The 22,007-nt window shown below is 42.3% G+C and carries 17 protein-coding genes; 4 read left to right on the plus strand and 13 right to left on the minus strand.

Annotated elements, in window-relative coordinates; all coding sequences use genetic code 11:
- Window positions 1-5: 5 nt before the first annotated feature.
- The gene (locus C3Y98_RS07170) at window positions 6-1,760 is read right to left on the minus strand and encodes a glycoside hydrolase family 57 protein (protein ID WP_135277627.1); all 1,755 of its coding nucleotides are present in this window, start codon (window positions 1,758-1,760) and stop codon (window positions 6-8) included.
- Between the two features lie 47 nt (window positions 1,761-1,807).
- A complete protein-coding gene (gene glgC, locus C3Y98_RS07175; RefSeq protein WP_135277629.1) occupies window positions 1,808-3,100 on the minus strand; it encodes a glucose-1-phosphate adenylyltransferase in 1,293 nt (430 codons plus the stop codon).
- 181 nt (window positions 3,101-3,281) lie between these two features.
- Here glgC and glgB point away from each other — a divergent pair, with 181 nt between their 5' ends.
- From glgB to C3Y98_RS07190, 3 genes are all read left to right on the plus strand, one after another.
- Complete coding sequence (glgB, locus tag C3Y98_RS07180; protein ID WP_135277631.1) at window positions 3,282-5,504, plus strand: 1,4-alpha-glucan branching protein GlgB; 2,223 nt, start codon at window positions 3,282-3,284, stop codon at window positions 5,502-5,504.
- Window positions 5,505-5,531: 27 nt separating this feature from the next.
- Entirely contained in the window at window positions 5,532-7,190 is a 1,659-nt protein-coding gene (gene pgi, locus C3Y98_RS07185) for a glucose-6-phosphate isomerase (protein ID WP_135277633.1), read from the plus strand.
- A 153-nt stretch (window positions 7,191-7,343) separates the two neighbouring features.
- A complete protein-coding gene (locus C3Y98_RS07190; protein WP_135277635.1) occupies window positions 7,344-8,156 on the plus strand; it encodes a polyphosphate kinase 2 family protein in 813 nt (270 codons plus the stop codon).
- Here C3Y98_RS07190 and C3Y98_RS07195 read toward each other — a convergent pair.
- Genes C3Y98_RS07195 through C3Y98_RS07210 form a run of 4 tightly spaced genes read right to left on the minus strand, consistent with a single transcriptional unit; the run spans window position 8,153 to window position 11,266 of the window.
- On the minus strand, window positions 8,153-9,181 hold the full coding sequence (locus C3Y98_RS07195; protein ID WP_245234337.1) for a S49 family peptidase: 1,029 nt from the start codon (window positions 9,179-9,181) through the stop codon (window positions 8,153-8,155). The two genes, C3Y98_RS07190 and C3Y98_RS07195, sit on opposite strands and share 4 nt — an antisense overlap.
- A gap of 24 nt (window positions 9,182-9,205) precedes the next feature.
- The gene (locus tag C3Y98_RS07200; protein WP_245234338.1) at window positions 9,206-9,568 is read right to left on the minus strand and encodes a Rieske (2Fe-2S) protein; all 363 of its coding nucleotides are present in this window, start codon (window positions 9,566-9,568) and stop codon (window positions 9,206-9,208) included.
- Window positions 9,569-9,580: 12 nt separating this feature from the next.
- A complete protein-coding gene (locus C3Y98_RS07205; protein WP_135277638.1) occupies window positions 9,581-10,237 on the minus strand; it encodes an HAD-IIIA family hydrolase in 657 nt (218 codons plus the stop codon).
- 6 nt (window positions 10,238-10,243) lie between these two features.
- Window positions 10,244-11,266, minus strand: coding sequence for an RluA family pseudouridine synthase (locus tag C3Y98_RS07210; RefSeq protein ID WP_135277640.1), 1,023 nt, complete (start codon window positions 11,264-11,266; stop codon window positions 10,244-10,246).
- 814 nt (window positions 11,267-12,080) lie between these two features.
- On the opposite strand from C3Y98_RS07210, the gene C3Y98_RS07215 reads away from it, so the two are divergent.
- The gene (locus C3Y98_RS07215) at window positions 12,081-14,777 is read left to right on the plus strand and encodes an Rne/Rng family ribonuclease (protein ID WP_135277642.1); all 2,697 of its coding nucleotides are present in this window, start codon (window positions 12,081-12,083) and stop codon (window positions 14,775-14,777) included.
- Window positions 14,778-15,275: 498 nt separating this feature from the next.
- On the opposite strand, the gene C3Y98_RS07220 is transcribed toward C3Y98_RS07215, so the two are convergent.
- The 7 genes from C3Y98_RS07220 to C3Y98_RS07250 form a co-directional block, all read right to left on the minus strand.
- Window positions 15,276-15,935 carry a protein phosphatase CheZ gene (locus tag C3Y98_RS07220; protein WP_135277644.1) on the minus strand — a complete coding sequence of 220 codons (660 nt, stop codon included), beginning with the start codon at window positions 15,933-15,935 and terminating at the stop codon, window positions 15,276-15,278.
- The gene (gene cheY, locus C3Y98_RS07225) at window positions 15,932-16,339 is read right to left on the minus strand and encodes a chemotaxis response regulator CheY (protein WP_135277646.1); all 408 of its coding nucleotides are present in this window, start codon (window positions 16,337-16,339) and stop codon (window positions 15,932-15,934) included. The genes C3Y98_RS07220 and cheY overlap by 4 nt, the downstream gene beginning before the upstream one ends.
- 54 nt (window positions 16,340-16,393) lie before the next feature.
- A complete protein-coding gene (locus tag C3Y98_RS07230) occupies window positions 16,394-16,765 on the minus strand; it encodes a hypothetical protein (protein ID WP_135277648.1) in 372 nt (123 codons plus the stop codon).
- 54 nt (window positions 16,766-16,819) lie between these two features.
- Complete coding sequence (locus C3Y98_RS07235) at window positions 16,820-17,254, minus strand: hypothetical protein (protein ID WP_135277650.1); 435 nt, start codon at window positions 17,252-17,254, stop codon at window positions 16,820-16,822.
- A 40-nt stretch (window positions 17,255-17,294) separates the two neighbouring features.
- Window positions 17,295-17,663: a response regulator gene (locus tag C3Y98_RS07240; RefSeq protein ID WP_135277651.1), complete on the minus strand. Its 369-nt coding sequence runs from the start codon at window positions 17,661-17,663 to the stop codon at window positions 17,295-17,297.
- Between the two features lie 62 nt (window positions 17,664-17,725).
- Entirely contained in the window at window positions 17,726-21,217 is a 3,492-nt protein-coding gene (locus C3Y98_RS07245) for a PAS domain S-box protein (RefSeq protein ID WP_167759919.1), read from the minus strand.
- An 89-nt stretch (window positions 21,218-21,306) separates the two neighbouring features.
- A complete protein-coding gene (locus C3Y98_RS07250) occupies window positions 21,307-21,801 on the minus strand; it encodes a chemotaxis protein CheW (protein WP_245234342.1) in 495 nt (164 codons plus the stop codon).
- Window positions 21,802-22,007 lie beyond the last annotated feature (206 nt).

A 22,007-nucleotide genomic window follows, 5' to 3' on the forward strand; every position in this document is an offset into this window, starting at 1 on the left:
CTAAATCATTCCTGTCCACGGCGCATTGTGCCAGCGTTATCTGCATTACCGCCACCGGTACTAATTCGATGATGCAACACCTCTGGTACGGGCTGGTCCAGCAGCTTATATAAATTAATTAAATTGCGGCGATACAACTGGTCAAAGCTAGCAACACTATCGGATGAGTTGTAATCGCCAAACCACCAAAACCAATCAGAGCCTTCGCATATCGCCAATTGCCGCTCAGCCGCTTCACGCTGCTGCTTACTTAGGACACTCTTGTCGAGCACTGTGTCATAGGTCTTTTTGGCTGCACAAAGCAAATCCCAAGCTAAATTCTTATCTTTGCTGCCTACCCAAGTACTGAAAGTACCGTATACCCAGCTACCTGCAGCAATCTGCGGCAATATAGGCGCAGATAATCCCTCATTGACCGCATTACTGGATTGATACATATCAACAATATCACTAAAAGTGGTCATGACAATGTCAGGATGATTTGCCAATACTTCATATAACTCACTCAAAAAGTAAAAACCATTGTATGGGAAATACTCCCAGGCGTTTTCCCCATCTAAAATCACACTGACTATCTTTGATGTATTGTTACTATTGCTGGCGTGAATATGCTCTAAGGTCTGGACAAAATCCGTCACAGCATCATGCGTATGCATTTTTGCGTATTCAAAACCAATTTTGTCTGAGAGCTGATCATCCCTGAAGAAACACAAAATATCGCTCTGACCATTCGTCACCCGATATGGCTGATACAAGTAATCTTGTTTATTATCTGCATTCAATTGTGACTTCAACAAGCTATTTGCCAATACACTTTGACCAGTCGCCGCCCAATCCACATGGTGCTCAGCCATCAAAGAAAGCGCTGCGTGAGAAACTGCGCCTTCAGCAGGCCACATACCACGAGGAGTGGCACCAAAGTAGTGCTCATGCGCCTTTTTGGCAGACAAAATATGCGCAACCGACCGACTCTGTCCACCTGCATACCCCTTACTTTCGGGCAAGGGTGCGTCTGGCATTGCATCTAAGGTAGACTTAAAATCCAACAATAAAGGCAGTATTGGGTGGTAATAAGGTGTGGTGGAAATTTCAATTTGGCCACTTTGCATTAGTGCCTTATAGCGTGGGATCAAATCAGAAATGGTTTCTGCAATCACCCCATATAGCTGCACACGTTCTTCATAGGTAAACAACACGCCTTTAGCCATCAGCGCCTGTACGACCGGGTTAGTGCGGCGCAAACTTTCACCGCACCACGCCAGATGGTACCAAACTAGCAAGTCCGCTTTGTATTGCCCAGATAAATAGTGAAACTGATCATTAGTCATCATCGGCTCTACCAGCTGATACATTTGTAGCAAGCGTTGGTAATGCGGAAACGGGCTCAACATTTTTTCGTGGTGGCTCTTAAAGCAGCTTTGCACAATCAAATGACATTCACTATTGCTAATATCCGTGAGATTTTCTTTAATGAGCAAAGCAAGCAATGGGTCGCGAATCGTGTTCTGTTTAACTTGCTGTGCGTAATCTTCTAACTGCTCTAATAAAATGGGCACAAAATTAAAAGTCACGCGGGCTTTAGGGTTCACCTCAAGGTGATACACCATATCGCTATAGTCTTTTATGGCGTGCAAATACGTCCATGGCAACACATATTCGTTAGTTACCAAGTCGCGGTAATCTGGCTGATGCATATGCCAGTACAGATTAAGATATAACTTTGGGCGATCAGCATTCACTTCAACAAAAACCTTAAACATTAGTAATTAAAACAACAAGGCAACCTGACATATCAAAGCATGCGCGGCTACACTACACGATATAAATCTTGGCCCAACATATCTGGCGTCACTAACACTACGCCTTTTTCTGACACATAAAAGCGCTCAGCATCCAGCGCCAAATCAACGCCAATTTGCATGCCTTCAGGAATCACGCAACCTCGGTCTACCACTACATTATTCAAAACAACATGCCGATTAATCACCGCCTTGGGCAAAATTACCGAGCCTTCAATAGTCGCATAGCTATGCACGCGCACATCTGAAAACAAAACTGTATTACTAATGCATGAGCCACTAATTAAACAACCGCCTGAAACAAGCGAGTCAGTTGCTTTACCGGTACGACCCTCATCTCTAAACACAAATTTAGCTGGCGGCAATTGCTCTTGGTAGGTCCAAATCGGCCACTCTCTATCGTACAAATTAAGCTCAGGAATCACTTTCGTTAATTCCATGTTCGCTTCCCAATAAGCATCAATCGTACCAACATCACGCCAATAATAATTGCCGTTTTGCGCACCGACACAACTATCAGTAAAACGGTGTGCTTGCACTTTATACTTTTTGATGATGTATGGAATAATATCGCCGCCAAAATCATGGCTAGATTTAGATTCACCAGCATCGCGAATCAGTTGCTCGTATAAGAATTTTGCATTGAACACGTAAATACCCATGCTCGCAAAAGCTTTAGTTGGGTCCCCAGGCATATGTTTAGGGTTAGCTGGTTTCTCAGCAAACTCCACCACTCTATCGGTATCATCTACGGCTAGTACACCAAACCCTTTAGCATCCTCTAACGGTACATTAATGCATGCTACCGTCATGTCAGCATTACTACGCACATGGGTCGCTAACATTTTGCCGTAGTCCATTTTATAAATATGGTCACCGGCAAGAATCAGCACATATTCAGCACCACCCTCACGCAAAATATCGATATTCTGATAAACCGCATCCGCAGTACCTTTGTACCATTCTTCAGAGATCCGCTGTTGCGCAGGGATAATGTTAACGTACTCATTAAACTCACCGCGCAGGAAACCCCAGCCACGCTGGATATGTTGAATTAAGCTCTGGGCTTTATATTGGGTTGCTACGTTAATACGGCGAATGCCTGAGTTAACGCAATTGGATAGTGGGAAATCAATAATTCTAAACTTCCCACCAAACTGAACAGCAGGTTTTGCACGCCAGTCCGTTAGGCTTTTTAAACGACTGCCTCGACCACCCGCTAAAATCATCGCAACGGTATTTTTGGTTAAGGTACTAATAAAACGATCTGAACTTTGGTCTGCTTGTCGTGCTTGCGACATGATGCCCTCCTGAAGTTTGTATAGTTACTTAAGTTACGCTAGCCGGGCACACTAGCTTATTTTACGTACGACTGCTTTCGTTTACATTATAATCAGCTTAAAGCACTATAATCTAGCTAAATGTAGTGCTAAAAACACAAATAAAAGCTAAAGACCTTAAAATTATTAGGGATGTCATATTTTGTTAAAATCCAAATCAATTCAGACAACATCTAGAGCTTATACCAACGCGCTTCACCGCATTTTAGAAGCACGCCATCACGATCCTTTCAGCTTTTTAGGACTGCATGCAATTAAAGTTGATGAACATCAGCTTTATGCCTACCGCGCATTTTTGCCATACGCCACCAGCGCAAAACTCAAAGTTGGCAAATCATGGGTGGATTTAGAGAAAACACACCAGGACGGTCTGTTTGAATACATCAGTGAAGTCGAATTGACCATACCATGCCTACTGCAAGTGACAGCTGGCACGCAGACATACGAAACGCACGACCCTTACACATTTAGCTCAAGCATCACCCAAGACGAGCTATATCTGTTTGGAGAGGGTCGCTTAAAACTCGCGTACAAAACACTAGGTGCTCAATGCATCACTCAAAACAATATTGCTGGCGTACGCTTTGCAGTTTGGGCGCCCAATGCAGAGCGCGTCAGCGTCATTGGCAGTTTCAACCAATGGGATGGTCGCATCCACAGCATGCGCACGCACGGTTCTAGCGGCGTTTGGGATATATTTATCCCAAACTTGACTACCAGCGACACTTATAAATTTGAAATACGCAATCGCCATACAGGCAATATTCTCGTCAAAACAGACCCTTATGGTTTTGAGTTTGAACCTAGACCCGGCACCGCAACGAAAATCAGCACCAGCAATCACCAATGGGAAGACAAGAAGTGGTTAGAAGCGCGCAAAAAACGTGATTGGCTGCACGCACCATTCAACTGCTACGAAGTGCATCTTGGTTCATGGCAGCGCAACGACAAAGGCCACTTTCTCACTTATCGTGAACTAGCAAAAACATTGGTGCCACATGTAGTTGCAATGGGCTACACCCACGTTGAGCTATTACCTATTTCAGAACATCCGCTCAACGAGTCATGGGGTTATCAAACCACAGGCTACTTTGGCGTCACTAACCGATTTGGCTCACCCGATGATTTGCGCTTTTTAATTGATGCGTTCCACCAAGCCAATGTTGGCGTGATATTAGACTGGGTACCTGGCCACTTCCCTAAAGATGATTGGGCACTTGCACGCTTTGACGGCACAGCGCTGTATGAACACGAAGACCCTCGCTTAGGCGAGCATCAGGACTGGGGCACTTATATCTTTAATTACGGCCGCAACGAAGTCCGTAACTTTTTGATTAGCAATGCTTATTTCTGGCTGCAGGAATTCCATATCGATGGCCTACGTGTAGATGCGGTGGCTTCTATGCTCTATCTCGATTATTCTCGCAACCCAGGTGAATGGCTACCAAACAAATTTGGCGGCAGAGAAAACCTAGATGTGATTGATTTTCTAAAACAACTCAACATCATGGTGGGTGAAGACTTTGCAGGCGTACTTACCATTGCAGAAGAGTCCACCGCATGGCCAATGGTATCTCGCCCTGTATACCTAGGTGGACTAGGTTTCAGCATGAAATGGAACATGGGCTGGATGAATGACACCCTGTCTTATATTGAGAACGATCCAGTACATAGACGTTACTACCACGACAAACTGACGTTCGGTCAACTCTACGCCTATTCAGAAAATTTTGTTTTACCATTTTCACATGATGAAGTTGTGCACGGAAAAAAATCTTTACTGGACAAAATGCCAGGGGATGCATGGCAAAAATTTGCTAACTTGCGCTTATTAGCGACTTACCAAATGACCACACCCGGTAAAAAGCTCAATTTCATGGGAAATGAGTTTGGACAAGGTCGCGAGTGGAACGTGAACAGCAGCTTAGATTGGCATTTGCTTAACGATAATAATGCTGGCAGCAAATGGCACAAGGGCATTCAACAACTACATACCGATCTCAACCGCATTTATAAAGAGGTCAATGCGCTACATACCTTAGATTTTGAATCGCACGGTTTTGAATGGATAGACTGTCACGATACAGAACAATCAATTATCAGTTACGTAAGACGCGGATTAGACAATAGTTTTGTTATAATAGTACTAAATTTTACACCCGTGTTACGTAATGAATACCGCATTGGTGTTCCACAAGCCGGCAGCTACTCAGAAATATTTAACAGCGATGCAGATTGCTATGGCGGCAGTAATCAGGGTAATGGCGCGGGTCTACATACAGAAAACATACCATGGATGCATTATGGTCAATCAGTGGTCATCACGTTGCCACCATTGGCTGGTATAGTTTTAAAAATACAATAACCTATTGAAAATAAAGTACTAAAATAAATGGCTAGACTTAACAAACACCCAGTATGGCAATCACTTTGCCAACATCAAGAAAAAATAGCATCACTCCATATGCGCGATATGTTCGCAAATGATGCGAATCGCTTTAGCAAATATAGCCTTAAATTTTCTGATATCTTGCTTGATTACTCAAAACACCGTATCACAGATGAAACACTGCCATTACTATTTCAAATGGCGCGTGAAGCCAACGTAGAACAATGGCGCGATAAAATGTTCAGCGGTGAGAAAATCAACATTACCGAAAATAGAGCGGTATTGCACACTGCACTACGTAATCGTGCCAACACCCCTATCATGGTTGATGGCCATGATGTGATGCCTGAAGTAAATGCTGTATTAGCCCAAATGCGCGAATTCTCAGAAAAAGTACGCAGTGGCAGTTGGTTAGGCTACACAGGCAAACGCATTACGGATATTGTCAACATTGGTATTGGTGGCTCAGACCTTGGCCCGGTAATGGTGTGCGATGCGTTAAAGCCATATGCGAGCCCGGATTTAAATGTACACTTTGTGTCCAACATTGATGGCGCACATTTAATGCGTGCCTTAAATGTTTGCAACCCAGAAACCACACTTTTCATTGTTGCATCAAAAACATTCACCACCCAAGAAACCATGACTAATGCACATTCTGCACGCGCATGGTTCTTGAACGCAGCAAAAGATGAAGCGCATGTGCCTAAGCACTTTGTAGCGCTCTCTACCAACGCAAAAGCGGTACAGGATTTTGGTATCGATACCGCTAATATGTTCGCATTTTGGGATTGGGTAGGCGGTCGCTACTCATTATGGTCAGCCATTGGCTTATCAATCGCACTATACATCGGCATGGATAACTTTGAAGAGTTGCTTACCGGTGCCTTTGAAATGGATGAGCATTTTAAAAATGCCCCATTAGAGCAAAACATGCCGGTCATCATGGCATTAGTGGGTGTTTGGTATAACAATTTCTTCCATGTCGACTCACAAGCAATCCTGCCTTACGATCAAGGTTTATCACGCTTCCCTGCTTACTTACAGCAAGCAGATATGGAAAGTAATGGCAAATTCATTTGCCGTGATGGTAGCCGCGTTACGTATAAAACAGGCCCAGTGATTTGGGGTGAAGCTGGTACCAATGGTCAGCACGCTTTCTATCAACTGATACACCAAGGTACACAAATTGTGCCGGCTGACTTTTTGATTCCAGTTCATAGCCACTACAAAGTAAGTAGCAATGGTTACGCGCACCACAAAATTCTGCTTGCAAACTTCTTGGCACAGACGCAATCACTGATGTTGGGTAAAACTACAGAACAGGCCCGTGCTGAGCTAGAAAAACAAGGTTTATCTGGTAAGGCATTAGAAGAGTTATTACCACACAAAACATTTGAAGGTAATCGCCCTACTACCTCAATCCTGTTTGATAAGTTAACGCCAAACACATTGGGTAAGCTCATTGCACTTTACGAGCATAAAATTTTCGTCCAAGGCATCATTTGGGATATCAACAGCTACGATCAATGGGGTGTTGAATACGGCAAGCAAATTGCACAGCAAATTCTGCCGCAATTAACTAATGATGAAGTGGTAGGCAACTACGACAGCTCAACCAATGGTTTGATTAACTACACCAAAGCGCTGAAACCTGACTAAATAATACGCCGCTAGTCCATTTGATTAAAATAGACTAGCCCTAACTTAAGTTAGGTTTTATTTGCTATGATAAAAGCCCAATGACATGCGTCATCGGGCTTTTTTGTTATCTAGCGCTTAATACTCTTAACCATCAAACATAGCGAGCATACAATGGCAAACCTTGATAAATATCGTGTGAACCCTAAAAAATTCTCGCTTAAAGACTTTGATACGAAAGACAAAACTGAACGCAGCGGCAGCAAAGAAGAAAATGAAGCAGAGCTTTATCAGCTAGCGAGCGAAATCAATGCATATCAGGACATCCTACATGCAGAAGGTAAGCACAAAGTCCTGCTCATTCTGCAAGGCATGGACACCAGCGGCAAAGATGGCACAGTGCGCCATGTATTCAGAGAAACGGATCCCTTAGGGATACGTGTGGCGAGCTTTAAAGCACCTAGCAGCGAAGAACTGGCGCATGACTACCTATGGCGCGTTCACCAACAGGTCCCCGGCGCCGGTGAGCTGGTGATTTTCAACCGGAGTCATTATGAAGATGTACTGATTGTAAAAGTACACCAATGGATTGATGAGGCGGAATGTGAGCGCAGATATAAGCAAATAAATGATTTTGAGCGTCTTTTAACAGAAACAGGCACCACGATCATCAAGTGCTATTTACATATTTCAAAACAGGAGCAAAAAAAACGCTTGCAAGAGCGCTTGGACAACCCGACAAAAACTTGGAAATTTAACCCAGGTGACCTAAAGGAGCGTGAGTTATGGCCAGACTATATCGATGCCTATGAGCAAGCGCTTAGAGCGACATCTACAGAGCACGCGCCTTGGTATGTCGTACCGGCTGATTCAAAAACTAACCGGAACCTCTTAATCTCTAAACTGCTGCTTAATACCCTCAAAAAGCTAGATTTGAACTACCCCCCAGTGCCGGATGCGTTCAAATCTATTGTGATTAATGATTAACGTAATCTGATTTGACCAGAATCAACCAGTTGTTTTGAAAGCACCTCACCGATTGCAGCACTGGCGCTAGCACCAATACGTTTAGCAATGCGGCTCGCAAAGTCATCCTGATAGGTAAAGTCTACAATATCCTCTTGCTTAATGACTTCTCGCGCAACATACTCAGCACTGCCCATACCATCAGCTAAGCCAAGTTTAATACTTTGTTCGCCACTCCAAAACAGGCCACTAAACGTTTCTGGCGTTTCTTTTAAACGTGCACCTCTACCTTGACGTACCACTGTCTTGAACTGCTCATGAATTTCATTCAGCATCGCTTGCGCTAACTCTTGATGATGAGGATTCACCGGTGAGAATGGGTCAAGCATGGCTTTATTTTCACCTGCTGTCATCAAACGGCGCTCAACACCCACCTTTTTCATTGCCTCGGTGAAACCGTAGCCGTCCATCAACACGCCGATAGAGCCGACAATACTGGCTTTATCCACATAGATTTTATCTGCTGCAGCGGCAATATAATATCCACCAGATGCACAAATATCTTCAACCACTGCATATACCGGAATAGCAGGATGCAATTTCTTTTGCCGTCTAATTTCATCATTAATAATGCCAGCTTGCACTGGGCTACCGCCCGGGCTATTCACTCTTAAAATAATGCCTTTAGTGCCTTTGTTATCATAAGCATCTTTCAAACTTGAGATCACCGCATCCGCAGTGACGTCACCGCCAGCTTGGATAACACCATTAATCTCAATTAATGCAGTATGTGCTTCAAACGATTTTTTATCGCCACCAAACACGCCAAACAGCATCAGTAGCAGAATTAAAAGATAACCAAACGTGAGTGACTTAAAGAAAGTGCCCCAACGTCGCGCTGTTTTTTGTTCACTTAATGCAGCAGTTGCCAACTTTTCTATGACATTACGCTGCCAAGCGCCATCATCTGCAGATGGATTGGGCTTACTGCCCGAGCCAATACTTTCTGTATTGGTGCCTGCTGTATATTGATTTTGCTCAGTCATTTATTTACTCACTTGTCATTGATTTTATTTAGAAATAGACGCTATATTGATCATGATTTTTTGATTCTGTTCAATGACCTCAATCGATTTTAAACTTTTACCCTTGCATGGCCCCAACACACAAAAACCATTATCAGGGCGGTAATGTGCACCATGCGTGGCACAGATTAAATAGTCGCCCTGTGCGGTAAAGAAATCACCCTCGTTCCAATCCAGCTCCACAGAAACATGTGCACATTGGTTTACATATGCATAGGGTAACTGATTAAACCTTACCACAAACCCGGTCGCAAACTCACCCAATGCTGGCAGTGGAAATCTGATACCCTTGCCACCATCTTCCAATGCGGCACTCTCAATCACGATCATATCCTGCTCAATATGCATACTGCTAACTCTCTAAGCTTGTTCTAACAGCCAATCACGTAAATCTGAAAATTGATCAAATTGCGCAATTGGATCTAAATGTTGCCAATGCTCTGCGGGCTGCGCTCCATAAGTGACGCCAATTGCACTCACACCAGCATTTTTAGCCATCTGCAAATCATAGCTAGTGTCACCTATCATTAAAGTGCGCTCAGGTAACACGACCAAGTGATCCATCAACTCATCCAGCATCTGCGGATGCGGTTTTGAAAAGCACTCGTCCACCGTGCGCGTGGCATGAAACTGGCGGCTCAAGCCGGAATGTTCCAAAGCCAGATTCAAGCCTCTGCGGCCCTTACCTGTTGCCACTGCCAATTTAAAGCCACGTTTATTTAGCTCAACAATGGTGTCAGCTGCCCCAGAAAACAAGAGTATCTCACTCTCTTCAGCATAATAGTTAGCATTGTATTGTGCGGCAAGCGCCTGTGCCTGCATGGCAGGGATATCCCCATAGAGTGCTTGAATCGACTCACGCAGACCTAAGCCAATAATTCCACTTGCTGCTTCACGTGTGATGGCAGGCAACCCCACCTGTTCTGCTGCTTTTAAAATGGCATTGACGATCATGCCGGTAGAGTCCGCTAACGTACCATCCCAATCCCATACAATTAAATCAAACTTCTTTGGCATTAACACTTACTCTTTCTCTAACTTTAGTAAAAATTTATTTAACTCAACCGGCATCGGTGCAATTAGCTCCAGTTTCTCGGCAGTTAAAGGATGGCGAATTTTAGTCACGGACGAATGTAAAAACATACGCTTAAGACCGTGTTTAGTTAAAAACTTGTTTAAATCAAAATCGCCATATTTATCATCACCCACAATTGGAAACCCCAAATGTGCCAATTGCACACGTAGTTGATGGGTTCTACCAGTGACCAGTTGCGCTTCTAATAAACTATATTTTCCAATCACTGGATTGTTAATATTTTTAAGCAATCTAAACATAGTTTCTGAGGTTTGACGTTCACCAAACTTATCTTTAGAAACATCTGTGACCACATTAACGCGACGCTCACCATTCGGCAGCACGTATTTCTGCAAGTCCAGTACTACGCGTTTTTTAGGTTCCAGCCACTCGCCCTGCACTAGCATCAAATAGCGTTTATCGGTTTGATTGTTGCGAATCGCTTCGTGCAATGCAACCAATGCGCTTCTTTTTTTTGCCAACATCAATACACCTGATGTTTCACGATCCAAACGATGCACCAACTCTAAAAACTTAGCACGTGGGCGCTCTAAGCGCAGCTGCTCAATCACGCCGCGACTAATGCCACTACCACCATGCACAGCAAAACCAGCGGCTTTATCAATCACCAGCATGGCATCGTCTTCATAAATGATCGCTTGCTCAAACTTTGAGGTAGCCGGAACCGCAGACTCTGTTTTTTCAACTGCGGTTGAGCGTGTAGGCGGCACCCTGACCACATCACCCAAACTTAAGCGAAAATCTGCATTAATGCGTTTTTTATTCACGCGCACTTCACCGCTACGTAAAATTCGGTAAACGTGGCTCTTGGGCACGCCCTTTAAGGTTTTAGTCAGAAAGTTATCAATGCGCTGACCTTCGCTTGCTTCGTCTACGGTTAAAAATGCAGCAGCAGATTCACTCACTGTCGATACTGGATTGTCTTGCTCATGTGTAATTAAATTGTTCATGCTTTGCTTAAATGGTTGATGTAGCTTATACTTTGCGAGTTCTTATGAATTTAACAATTTAAATCACAGTTAAATTCTTGATAAGAATACAATTATTGAATATAAATACATCTAATCAAGACAACTACTTGTACTTGATGTGTTTGTTAATAATAGTGACAACTAAATACTTGGTTAACACCGCTCGCCACATTATAAAGTAGCGGTAAGTAAAAATTAGCGCTCAAGCCGCCGCAGACAAATAAACATAAAGCGCGACTTAAAGTGAAAAGTTAAATTTGGCATATTATTTAATCAGCTCATAAGCCATTAAATAATTTAAACAAATTAGAATTTACTAAAGATAGAATTTTAACGAATTTAAGCTGCAACTGGCAGAATACTTCGCCACATTTAAGCATAAATTTAACAATAAGTTTGCTTTAACGAACAAATAAACATGTTTTAGCACGTGTTACACCTGCTAAAACAGTAAAACTAGACGATTCAATCTGACGCAGTCCTATTGACCGAAGTGATGAATCTCTATGTATAGGGTGTGCGTAATACCTAGTGTGTATAGTCACTAAAAGCACGGTTATCCACCCATGTCTTTTTAATAAGACTTCGTTAATTTGCACCATTGTTACATTGCAAATCGTTAATGCCTCTCGCTCATCATTACACTATGAGCTTGATTCAAAGGCTTAATTCATCAGACACAATGTGTCTCTTTTGGTATTAATTCAGCGACTTCACTTTAATAACAGCTTTCAAAGCACTGCATCACTTTATGCATTGTGTCTGCCCGCCTTGCTGCGCTTAGGAGCAATCAATGAAACGCATGTTATTTAATGCAACGCAATCTGAAGAGTTACGCGTTGCGATCGTAGATGGGCAAAAACTCATCGATTTAGATATTGAACACGCAGGTAAAGAACAACGTAAAAGCAATATTTACAAAGGTGTGATTACACGCATCGAGCCTTCTTTAGAAGCTGCCTTTGTGGATTACGGCCAAGACCGCCATGGTTTCTTACCATTTAAAGAAGTGGCTCGTAGCTACTACAAAGAAGGCGCTGATGGCCGTGCACGCATCCAGGATGCGTTAAAAGAAGGCCAAGAATTAATCGTACAAGTAGATAAAGATGAGCGCGGCAACAAAGGCGCTGCACTGACTACATTTATCTCACTCGCTGGCCGCTATTTGGTATTAATGCCGAACAATCCACGAGGAGGTGGTGTTTCACGTCGTATTGAAGGTGAAGACCGTGACGAACTACGTGATGTATTAGCACAACTTGAAGTACCAAAAGGCATGAGCATTATTGCTCGTACGGCTGGCATTGGCCGTAATGCAGAAGAGTTGCAATGGGACTTAAACTACCTGACACAGCTTTGGTCAGCGATTGATGGCGCCTCAGCAATGCAGGCAGGTGCTTATTTAATCTACCAAGAAGGCAGCTTAGTGATTCGCGCAATCCGCGATTACTTCAGCTCAGACATTGGTGAAATTTTAATCGACACACCAGACATTCATGAGCAAGCTGTACAGTTTATGAACCACGTAATGCCGAGCAATGTGGCACGTGTTAAATTGTACCAAGATGAAATCCCTCTGTTCACACGCTTCCAAATCGAACACCAAATTGAATCAGCGTTTGCACGTGAAGTACGCTTGCCATCTGGCGGCGCGATTGTGATTGACCATACAGAGGCTTTGGTTTCTGTAGACGTTAACTCTGGCCGTGCAACACGTGGCAGTGATATTGAAAATACTGCGTTCAACACTAACTTAGAAGCAGCTGAAGAAGTTGCGCGCCAATTGCGTTTGCGTGACTTAGGTGGCTTGGTAGTGATTGACTTTATTGACATGGAGAGCCAACGCAACCAACGTGAAGTGGAGAACGCTTTACGTGATGCCCTACATGCAGATCGCGCTCGCGTACAAACCGGCAAAATCTCACGCTTTGGCTTACTGGAGCTTTCACGTCAACGTCTACGCCCTAGCCTTGGTGAAACAAACCACATCCCTTGCCCACGTTGTCACGGCACTGGTCATATCCGCGGCATTGAATCCACTGCGCTACATATTTTACGCATCACTCAAGAGGATGCGATGAAAGAAAATAGCGCAATTATTCAAGTGCAGTTACCAGTGGAAGTTGCTACATTCTTACTCAATGAGAAGCGTGCTGATATCCATAAGATTGAAGAGCGCATGGGTGTAGAAGTGGTGTTGATTCCTAACATCCACCTTGAAACACCGAACTACAACATCATTCGCATCAAGCATGATGACGTGAACGAAGACACCAGCAAAGCTAGCTACCAAATGGTAGAACTGCCTTCAGAAACAACTTACGTAAGCAAAGCTGCAGAAGAAGCTAAAGCAGTAAAACCTGTTGCTGCGGTTAAAGGCATCACACCAACTGCACCGGCACCGATGTCAGTTGAGAAGGTTGAGCCTAAGTTATCACTGTTTGCTAAAATCAAAAAATTCCTAGGTTTAGGTGAAAAGTCAGAAGCTGAAAAAGCTGCTGAAAAATCTAGTGATGCGCGTCGCGATCATCCTCGCAATAACCGTAACCGTAACGAGCGTAATCGCAACCGTAACGAGCGCAACCGTAATGAGCGTGGCGATAAAAACGCAAACCAAGAACGTGTGCCGAAAAATGCCGAGCAAAAAGCGCAGGAGCCACGTCAGGCTGAGGGCAGACCACAAGAACAACGCCAACAAAAGCCACAGCAACAACGCCATGATAATCAGCGTCATGACAACAAAAACCAAGAGGCAGCACGTAATGTTGCTCAGGCAAATACAGGTGAAACTTCTGCCAACGAATCTACAGAACAACGTAGTGAGCGTAGCAGCCGTCGCAACCGTAATAACCGCCGCAACCGTCGTGACCGTGATGAAAATGCCACACGCGACAACACCCGCGCATTTGTACCAAATGATGAGGTGAACGCAGCAGCAAGTGCTGTAGAGGTTACAAATGTGGTGGCGAATGCAGAACCAGCGCCAAGTAATAACGTTGTTGCAAAAGCTGAGACAACTCCTGTAGCTAAACCAGCCGTTGAGGTTGCAGAAACTAAGGCTCAAGAGTCTGCGCCGCAAGCTGCTGCCACCGCTCCAGCAGTAGAAGCGATTGAAGCAAGCACAGCACCAGTTGAGAAAGAAGCTAAGAAATCTAAACCACAAAAGAATACTGCAAACAAAGCAGCACCTAGTGGCAAAGACTCAGCACCTAGCGAAACCCAAACTGCCGATGAAGCAACGATCGAAGCTGCTGAAAAGACAGAGAAAAAACGCCCTGCTCGTCCACGCAAAGCGAAAGCTGAGCCTAAGAAAGTCGATCTAGCCGACTCAGGCTTACAGTTGGTAGAAACCAAAGCAGATGCTGCGAAAGTTGTTGCTCCAGTTGAAGTTGAAAAGCGTAGTCCTCGCAAGCCAGCTTCTTGGCAAAAAGAGAAAAAAGAGGACGCTAGTAGTGAGCCTTTAGTGATGGTAGAAACTCAGAATAAATAATTCTGCTGCGCAATATCATCATGTAGTTTAAAAAAATAAAGCCCGATTAATCGGGCTTTATTTTTTACAGTAGCCGAGATCAACCTGTGTAAACATTCATCTAATCAAACCTCTGTTATCAAGCCTGTGACGCGCGTAGAACGTACCTATGCATAACAATTTATTTACAAACTGCAAGCAAAAAAACCATTAAAAATGGTTAGTTTTTATCAAAATACTGGTTGACTTATACACACTAATTTAGTCATTAATATCCGATGCTTAAAAAACCTATACAAATCAATGATAAAAACATAAGTATTTGATTTATAAAGATTAAATAAAAAGTGTAAAGTTTAGGCTTTTTAAAAAAGTCCTTATAAATTGGTAGGTTACAGAGTATAGCCACAAATAATCACAGAGTTATCCACAGATTTTGTGGAATACTGAATTTTGGCTACGTATCGCAGAATTGATGATATGTATCTAAACTGTAACGAAAACTAATATGCATAAACGCTAAAAGCCTAGACTCTCCAATAACCCATCAACCTCTGACTGATTGATATGAGCCTCACTTAAGTTGTTATCTGTAGCGATAGGATTAACATCAGTGTGCTCAACGTTTGTAGATTTAACCTCTGAAAAGTCTACTAAAACCTGCATTAGTTGCTTTTCCATATCATTAATTAGCTGTGTGATTTTTTTGATTACCTGTCCGGTTAAATCCTGAAAATCCTGCGCCATCATAATTTCAATTAAAATGGCCTTAGTTTCATTAGATACTTGATCTACTCGCTGTAAGTGCTTAATTGTCTCTTCCGCAACTACATTATATTCGCTCTTTAATGCAGGGTGATCTAATGTAGTATGCCATTTCTGGGTGATTAACTTTGTTGCTTCCGTCAATTCATCTTGGATAGGCATAGCTTTATCTGTTGCGTTTAACACACGATCTGCCGCTTGCTCAGTCATTGTGGCTATATATTTAAGTCTATCTCTGGTATCAGGTATATCTTTAGCAGCTCGCTCTAATATCTGGCTTAATCCCAAAGCGGTCATCGAGTCATGTAACGTTCGGACTATATGACCTACCCTAATTAAAATATTTGGGTCACCACTTGTGTCATGTACAGCATCTATAAAGTTTTCATTACTATTGATAGCATCTAGTGTCATATTGCACCCGCCACATTCTGCATTCTTTCAAAGATTTTGGAAATTTTTTCATCTAATATTTGTGCCGAAAATGGTTTAACTACGTATCCATTTGCCCCAGCCTTAGCTGCCATTAAGATATTTTCTTTTTTTGCCTCGGCAGTCACCATCAGTACTGGTGTATGGCTTATATCACGATCAGCGCGCACTCTTTCTAAAAGAGTTAAACCATCCATATTGGGCATATTCCAATCTGTAATGACAAAATCATAGTAACCACTCTGCAGCTTACTCCAAGCAGCTAAACCATCCTCAGCTTCATCTATATTGGTATAACCAATTTGCTTTAACAGGTTAATTACTATTCTGCGCATAGTAGAAAAATCATCTACTACCAGAATTTTTATATCTGGTTTACTTTCCATACATCATGCCTTCGCAATTTTTTTAAGTTCTGTTCCATGATTACGGCAATACTACTAATGTCTAGTCGCATGGTAATGCGCTCGTAAATCAGCTTGTAATACATGCCGAATAGCTTTTAGTGTTTGAATATGTTCGACACCAACAGCTCTTCGGTTAATATTGATTTCACTAAGAACGCTCTCAGACAATTTAGTGGTAAAAGATAAATCGATTAATGCATTATCAGCGGCATAAATCATCGCAGCTATATCCATCATGATGCGCATTACATCCACTATCGCTTCAAGCTCTACAATTTCATCTTCACAATCGCAAATCTGCATTAACAACTCTGCTTGATCCAGCAAGCTTTCTGTTTCTGCTAGAAATAAGGCGTAAGCCTCCTCAATCAGCACTCCATGAGTTTGATTACGCTCAATTAACATGATGCAAAATCCATGAATGAAAAAATGAAATCAACAGGTTAAAAATAATCACGCTCATAGTTTTACTTGGTTCAATTCGTAATTAAGCGACGTTTGCAAATAATTCATTTGTTGATTGTCTGCAGGCACATTTAAGCTGACACTATCGAGCTGCTCTCTTAAACTTTTATGAATTCTAAGATAGTGTGCGATGCGCTCTTGCGTGAGTGGCAATTTCTTTTCAATCATTTTTGCGACTAAGAACTCTAGAATGAAAGTTACTTCTGTCATATCGTCTAGCCCATACAGAATGCTCGAAACTTTGATTTTTCTAATATTGTTTAATATTGCATTTAAATTTGTGTTGATTGAGCAACCGATTAAATCGGTATCTAGAGATATGGATATGTTTTCTAGACTGGTTTCTATATCTGCCAACTGAAAGTCTGCAACATGAAAAAAGCTAGATTGTTTTTCATTATGATGAAATTTGTATTCATTTAAACTCATCTATATTCTCCTGTTTGCTAACTCAATCGCAAAGGAAAAATCAAACACCCAACACTTTATGCACAACATCTAACAAACGCTCTGGGTGAAATGGCTTAACTAACCAGCCAGTTGCGCCAGCAGCTTTTCCCTCCATTTTCATATCAGCGCTAGACTCAGTGGTTAACATCAAAATAGGTACAGACTGATAAGATCCTAACTCGCGCAATTTTTTAACTAGCGACAAACCATCCATCACCGGCATATTGTGATCGGTAAGAACAAGATCGACTGTTTTCTCTTTTGCTTTTTCTAGACCATCCTGCCCATCTATAGCCTGAACAACTTGATAACCTGCTTGCTCAAGGCTAAATACCACCATTTTTCGCAAAGAATCAGAATCATCAACAGCAAGAATTGTTTTAGTCATAGAGGGGCTCCGATCTTTTTACTTCAACTTAAAAATTAATTTAATTACTCAATACTATTAGTCTAGAACTCTTCCCAATCACCTTCATCTTTAGGAGCTTGGCCAGATTTTCTAATCGCACTTTGTTGCTTCTGTGCACGTTGAGCAATCTGCTCATAAGGTTTTAGCGTTCTTAAATTATTAGTTTGTGCGGCACCTCCGCTCAATTTAAAAGCACTCACGGTGTCCAGTAATGCCACGGCTTGGTCAACTAATGACTCCGCTGCGGCTGCGGCTTCTTCAACCAACGCTGCATTCTGCTGAGTGACTTCATCCATACTTGTCATTGCTGTGTTCACTTGGCTGATACCTGAGCTTTGCTCTACTGATGCTGCGGCAATTTCTCCCATGATGTTTGTCACGCGTTGGACTGATGTCACTATCTCTTGCATCGTAGCACCTGCATTTTCTACTTGTTTGGTACCTTCCGCGGTTTTATTAACTGAGTCGGTAATCAGCTCTTTAATTTCTTTCGCCGCGCTAGCTGAACGTTGGGCCAGACTTCTCACCTCTCCTGCAACGACTGCGAAGCCTCGCCCTTGTTCTCCTGCTCTAGCTGCTTCGACTGCTGCATTCAGCGCTAGGATGTTAGTTTGGAAAGCGATACCGTCAATCACGGAGATGATATCTTCAATCTTATGCGCACTTTGGTTGATGGCATTCATGGTATTCACCACTTGACCTACCACTTCTCCACCCTTGACGGCGACATCCGAGGCAACAGTGGCAAGTTGGTTGGCTTGTTTAGCACTTTCTGCGTTGTTTTTCACGGTCGCGGCAAGCTGTTCCATGCTGGCCGCAGTTTCTTCTAAGCTTGAGGCTTGCTGTTCGGTGCGACTTGATAGGTCTGTGTTGCCTGAGGAGATTTCGCCAGCAGCGGTGTTGATGGTTTCACCGGCTTCTTTGACTTGGATGATGACTTCTGTCATCTTGTCCATCAGGGCGTTGACTCCGTCACACAGACTCGCGATAGGTCCTGTTTTGCCTGACAGCGGCACTCTGTTGCTCAGATCACCGATTTTTGCCTTTTCAATGACACTTTGTGTTTCTACTACGGCAGAACTAAGTGCGAGTGAATTTTGATGTTGCTCAGTAATATCTGTTGCATATTTCACCACTTTGAACGGCTTACCATTCATATCAAAGATAGGGTTATAGCTGGCCTGTAACCATATTTCTTTACCGCCTTTACCTACCCGTTTATATTGCCCCACATCAGCCTCACCTCTGGCCAATTTCTCCCACATCGCTTTGTATTCAGCACTGTTTTGATGTGAGGTTTCCACAAACATACGATGATGGTTACCTACAATCTCTTTCTCGCTATAGCCTGTAACGCGACCAAAGTTGTCATTCACAGCCGTAATTTTTCCGGTTAAATCAAACTCAATCACCCCTTGAATTTTGTCAATCGCAGCGATCTGGCCTGCGTTTTCAGCTGCTTGTAATTTTTGCTCTGTGATATCAATTGTGTAGTTGGCAATTTTTTGCAGTTTGCCATTCACATCATAAATGGGGTTATATGAAGCTTGAATCCAAACCTCCTTACCACTCTTTGCAATTCTTTTGTACTGCCCAGCATCACTATTGCCCTGTAACAAACTTGCCCACAAATTGCTATATGCAGTGCTTTTTGCGTAAACAGGATCTAGTACCATGCTGACATGGCGCCCAATGAGTTCATGTTGGCTATAGCCCAACATATTCAGATAGACAGGATTCGCTTTTAAAACAGTGCCATCCAGTCCAATCTCTATCACACCTTGTGAACGATTAATCGCCTCTACTTGGCCTTCAAAGTCAGCATTCTTTATTTTTTGTTCAGTAATATCTGTTGCATACTGCACTACTTTATAAGGCTTACCAGATGCAGATAAGATAGGGTTATAGGATGCTTGTATCCAAACTTCTTTATGATTTTTGCCAATACGTTTGAACTCGCCTGTGACAGCCTCTCCACGTAATAACTTCTGCCATAACTGTTGATTAGCATCACTATTAGATTCTGCTGCCTCAACATGCACATCGTGCTCTTTGCCCAACACTTCGTCGCGAGAAAAATCCAACATATTGAGATAAATGTCATTGATTGCAATCACATTCTCTTGCATATCAAACTCAATCACGCCGGTAGATTGACTAATAGCGGCTAACTGGCCTTCATACTGTGTAGATTGCTCTTTCACCGCATGCGCCAGTTCTTTTGCCTCGTTGACATTCACACTAAGCATAGTTTGAGTCACTTTTAATGCTCTCAACACGCGACCTAGCTCGTTATTACCACTTGTGACAAACTCAGTATCTAATCTGTTTGATTTAATATTATCTAAGACTCTAAATATCACAGACAAAGGATTAGCTATCGAACGCATAATAAAGTATGCAAAACAAGCCAAAAACCCAACTGCAACAAACAAACTGGCAATTGTCCAATTGCGTGTTAATTTATAGCTTTCAACTGAAGTGTCGTATTCCAACTTTGCATGCCCAGCTTGATACTGAATAAGCTCTACTAAAGCCGGATGTGCTACGTTATATAAATCTCTAGCTTTTGTTGAAAACAACTTTGCCTTTTCATAATCGTTAGCACGTAATGCATCAACAGCTGGAAGTAATGCCTCTTTTACAAATGCTCCTCGTGTTGCTACAAACTTATCCGCCAACACTTTTTCTTCATCAGTAATGTTCGTTGCCATGTACTTCTGCCACAACTCACTAATTGCAGCGATATTTTTTTCGATTGAGTCTGATGATTGAGCAGAAAACTGCTGATTCATTTCAAACGATGAAACACCATCATGTGCTTCATAAGTCACTTCACTGAGTGCTATTCGAAGAATTGTTCTATTCTCTAGCATCATGTTAGAGATTTGACCTAAATCTTCAATAGGGACTAACCTGTCACTGTAAATCCTCATCATGCGCTGATTAGCGGCATCTAATTTATCAAGAGAAACCCAAGCTTGCGCGATTAGCAACACAGCAGCTAACGTCACAATGCCCGCTAATCTTTGTGATAATTTAAAATCTAACAGTTTGTATTTAACTTTACTTAGTAAGTTGTTATTCATCACTTGGCCTTCATGAATAACAAGGTGCTGCGCTTTACCCTCTTTAAAAAGACGATACGCAGCATCAGCTTCATTGACTTGCTGACGTGTAGGTTTCCTACGTGCTGAGAAATAACCAACAACTTGGCCATTTTCTAAAATTGGCGCAACATCCGCCTTTACCCAATAAAAATCTCCCTGCTTAGTACGATTTTTAACCAAGCCACTCCAGGGCCTGCCAGCTTTTAAGTTATGCCAAAGGTCTGCAAATGCTTCAACGGGCATATCAGGGTGCCGAACAATATTGTGGCTTGAGCCAATTAATTCCTCCGCAGAAAAACCAGACGTCTTAATAAAATCCTGGTTGGCATACGTAATAATGCCCTTAAGATCTGTTTTGGTGAGCATAAACTCATCATCCCCGAACAACACCTCATCATTTGTTACTGGCATATTGATTTTCATCATTCTTCCCTTTGCTGTATTCTTATCATCAAACGTTCACTCAACGTTTAACTGTACAACACGCTCACCAATCTCATCATTGACCTAAATTAAACTTCTACCTCATCGATTAAACCTATTTCTCGACTAGCCATTAATTGTTCAATGGCGACTAAAATCAGCATTCTTTCTTCATGTGCGGCAAGGCCAATAATGTATTTAGTATCAATCCCTGTATCTAATGCAGGCATAGGCTCTATTTGTGATGCTTTTAGTGCAACTACGTCTGAAACACCATCCACCACCACACCTACAGTGCGCCCATTTAAATTTAAAACAATCACCACCGTAAGTTCGCTGTAGTGCACCTCGCTCAATTTGAACTTAATACGTAAATCGACGATAGGAACAATCTTCCCCCGTAGGTTTACAACCCCTTTGATAAAACTTGGCGTGTTAGGAATTTTGGTCACCACATCGTAACCACGTATCTCCTGTACATTCATAATCTGAATACCGTACTCTTCAACACCTAATAAAAAGGTTAGATACTCAAACGCATCTGGAGCAAGATCGATTGAAGGATGCTCATCAGATATCGGCATTGTCGATGTGATGCTATCTTCGCTACTCATCTCTTTACTCATATGCATTTTGTACAAAAAATATAAAAATTAAATTACGCAACTCACCATCAACTCTTTAATGAATCCATCATTAGATAAATAGTTTATTTAATACTAATTTATTAAATTTGATACCTAAATGATATTTTATTTTTTTAGATTTGTATACACAAATAGTAAAATAA

This window comes from Methylotenera oryzisoli (assembly GCF_004661485.1).
GTDB lineage: Bacteria > Pseudomonadota > Gammaproteobacteria > Burkholderiales > Methylophilaceae > Methylotenera > Methylotenera oryzisoli.

Excerpts from the sequence above, each read along its gene's own strand:
- C3Y98_RS07170 (WP_135277627.1), bottom strand. The coding sequence starts at position 1,760 with ATGTTTAAGGTTTTTGTTGAAGTGAATGCTGATCGCCCAAAGTTATAT.
- glgC (WP_135277629.1), bottom strand. The coding sequence starts at position 3,100 with ATGTCGCAAGCACGACAAGCAGACCAAAGTTCAGATCGTTTTATTAGT.
- pgi (WP_135277633.1), top strand. The coding sequence starts at position 5,532 with ATGGCTAGACTTAACAAACACCCAGTATGGCAATCACTTTGCCAACAT.
- C3Y98_RS07190 (WP_135277635.1), top strand. The coding sequence starts at position 7,344 with ATGGCAAACCTTGATAAATATCGTGTGAACCCTAAAAAATTCTCGCTT.
- C3Y98_RS07195 (WP_245234337.1), bottom strand. The coding sequence starts at position 9,181 with ATGACTGAGCAAAATCAATATACAGCAGGCACCAATACAGAAAGTATT.
- C3Y98_RS07200 (WP_245234338.1), bottom strand. The coding sequence starts at position 9,568 with ATGCATATTGAGCAGGATATGATCGTGATTGAGAGTGCCGCATTGGAA.
- C3Y98_RS07205 (WP_135277638.1), bottom strand. The coding sequence starts at position 10,237 with ATGCCAAAGAAGTTTGATTTAATTGTATGGGATTGGGATGGTACGTTA.
- C3Y98_RS07210 (WP_135277640.1), bottom strand. The coding sequence starts at position 11,266 with ATGAACAATTTAATTACACATGAGCAAGACAATCCAGTATCGACAGTG.
- C3Y98_RS07215 (WP_135277642.1), top strand. The coding sequence starts at position 12,081 with ATGAAACGCATGTTATTTAATGCAACGCAATCTGAAGAGTTACGCGTT.
- C3Y98_RS07220 (WP_135277644.1), bottom strand. The coding sequence starts at position 15,935 with ATGACACTAGATGCTATCAATAGTAATGAAAACTTTATAGATGCTGTA.
- cheY (WP_135277646.1), bottom strand. The coding sequence starts at position 16,339 with ATGGAAAGTAAACCAGATATAAAAATTCTGGTAGTAGATGATTTTTCT.
- C3Y98_RS07230 (WP_135277648.1), bottom strand. The coding sequence starts at position 16,765 with ATGTTAATTGAGCGTAATCAAACTCATGGAGTGCTGATTGAGGAGGCT.
- C3Y98_RS07235 (WP_135277650.1), bottom strand. The coding sequence starts at position 17,254 with ATGAGTTTAAATGAATACAAATTTCATCATAATGAAAAACAATCTAGC.
- C3Y98_RS07240 (WP_135277651.1), bottom strand. The coding sequence starts at position 17,663 with ATGACTAAAACAATTCTTGCTGTTGATGATTCTGATTCTTTGCGAAAA.
- C3Y98_RS07245 (WP_167759919.1), bottom strand. The coding sequence starts at position 21,217 with ATGAAAATCAATATGCCAGTAACAAATGATGAGGTGTTGTTCGGGGAT.
- C3Y98_RS07250 (WP_245234342.1), bottom strand. The coding sequence starts at position 21,801 with ATGCCGATATCTGATGAGCATCCTTCAATCGATCTTGCTCCAGATGCG.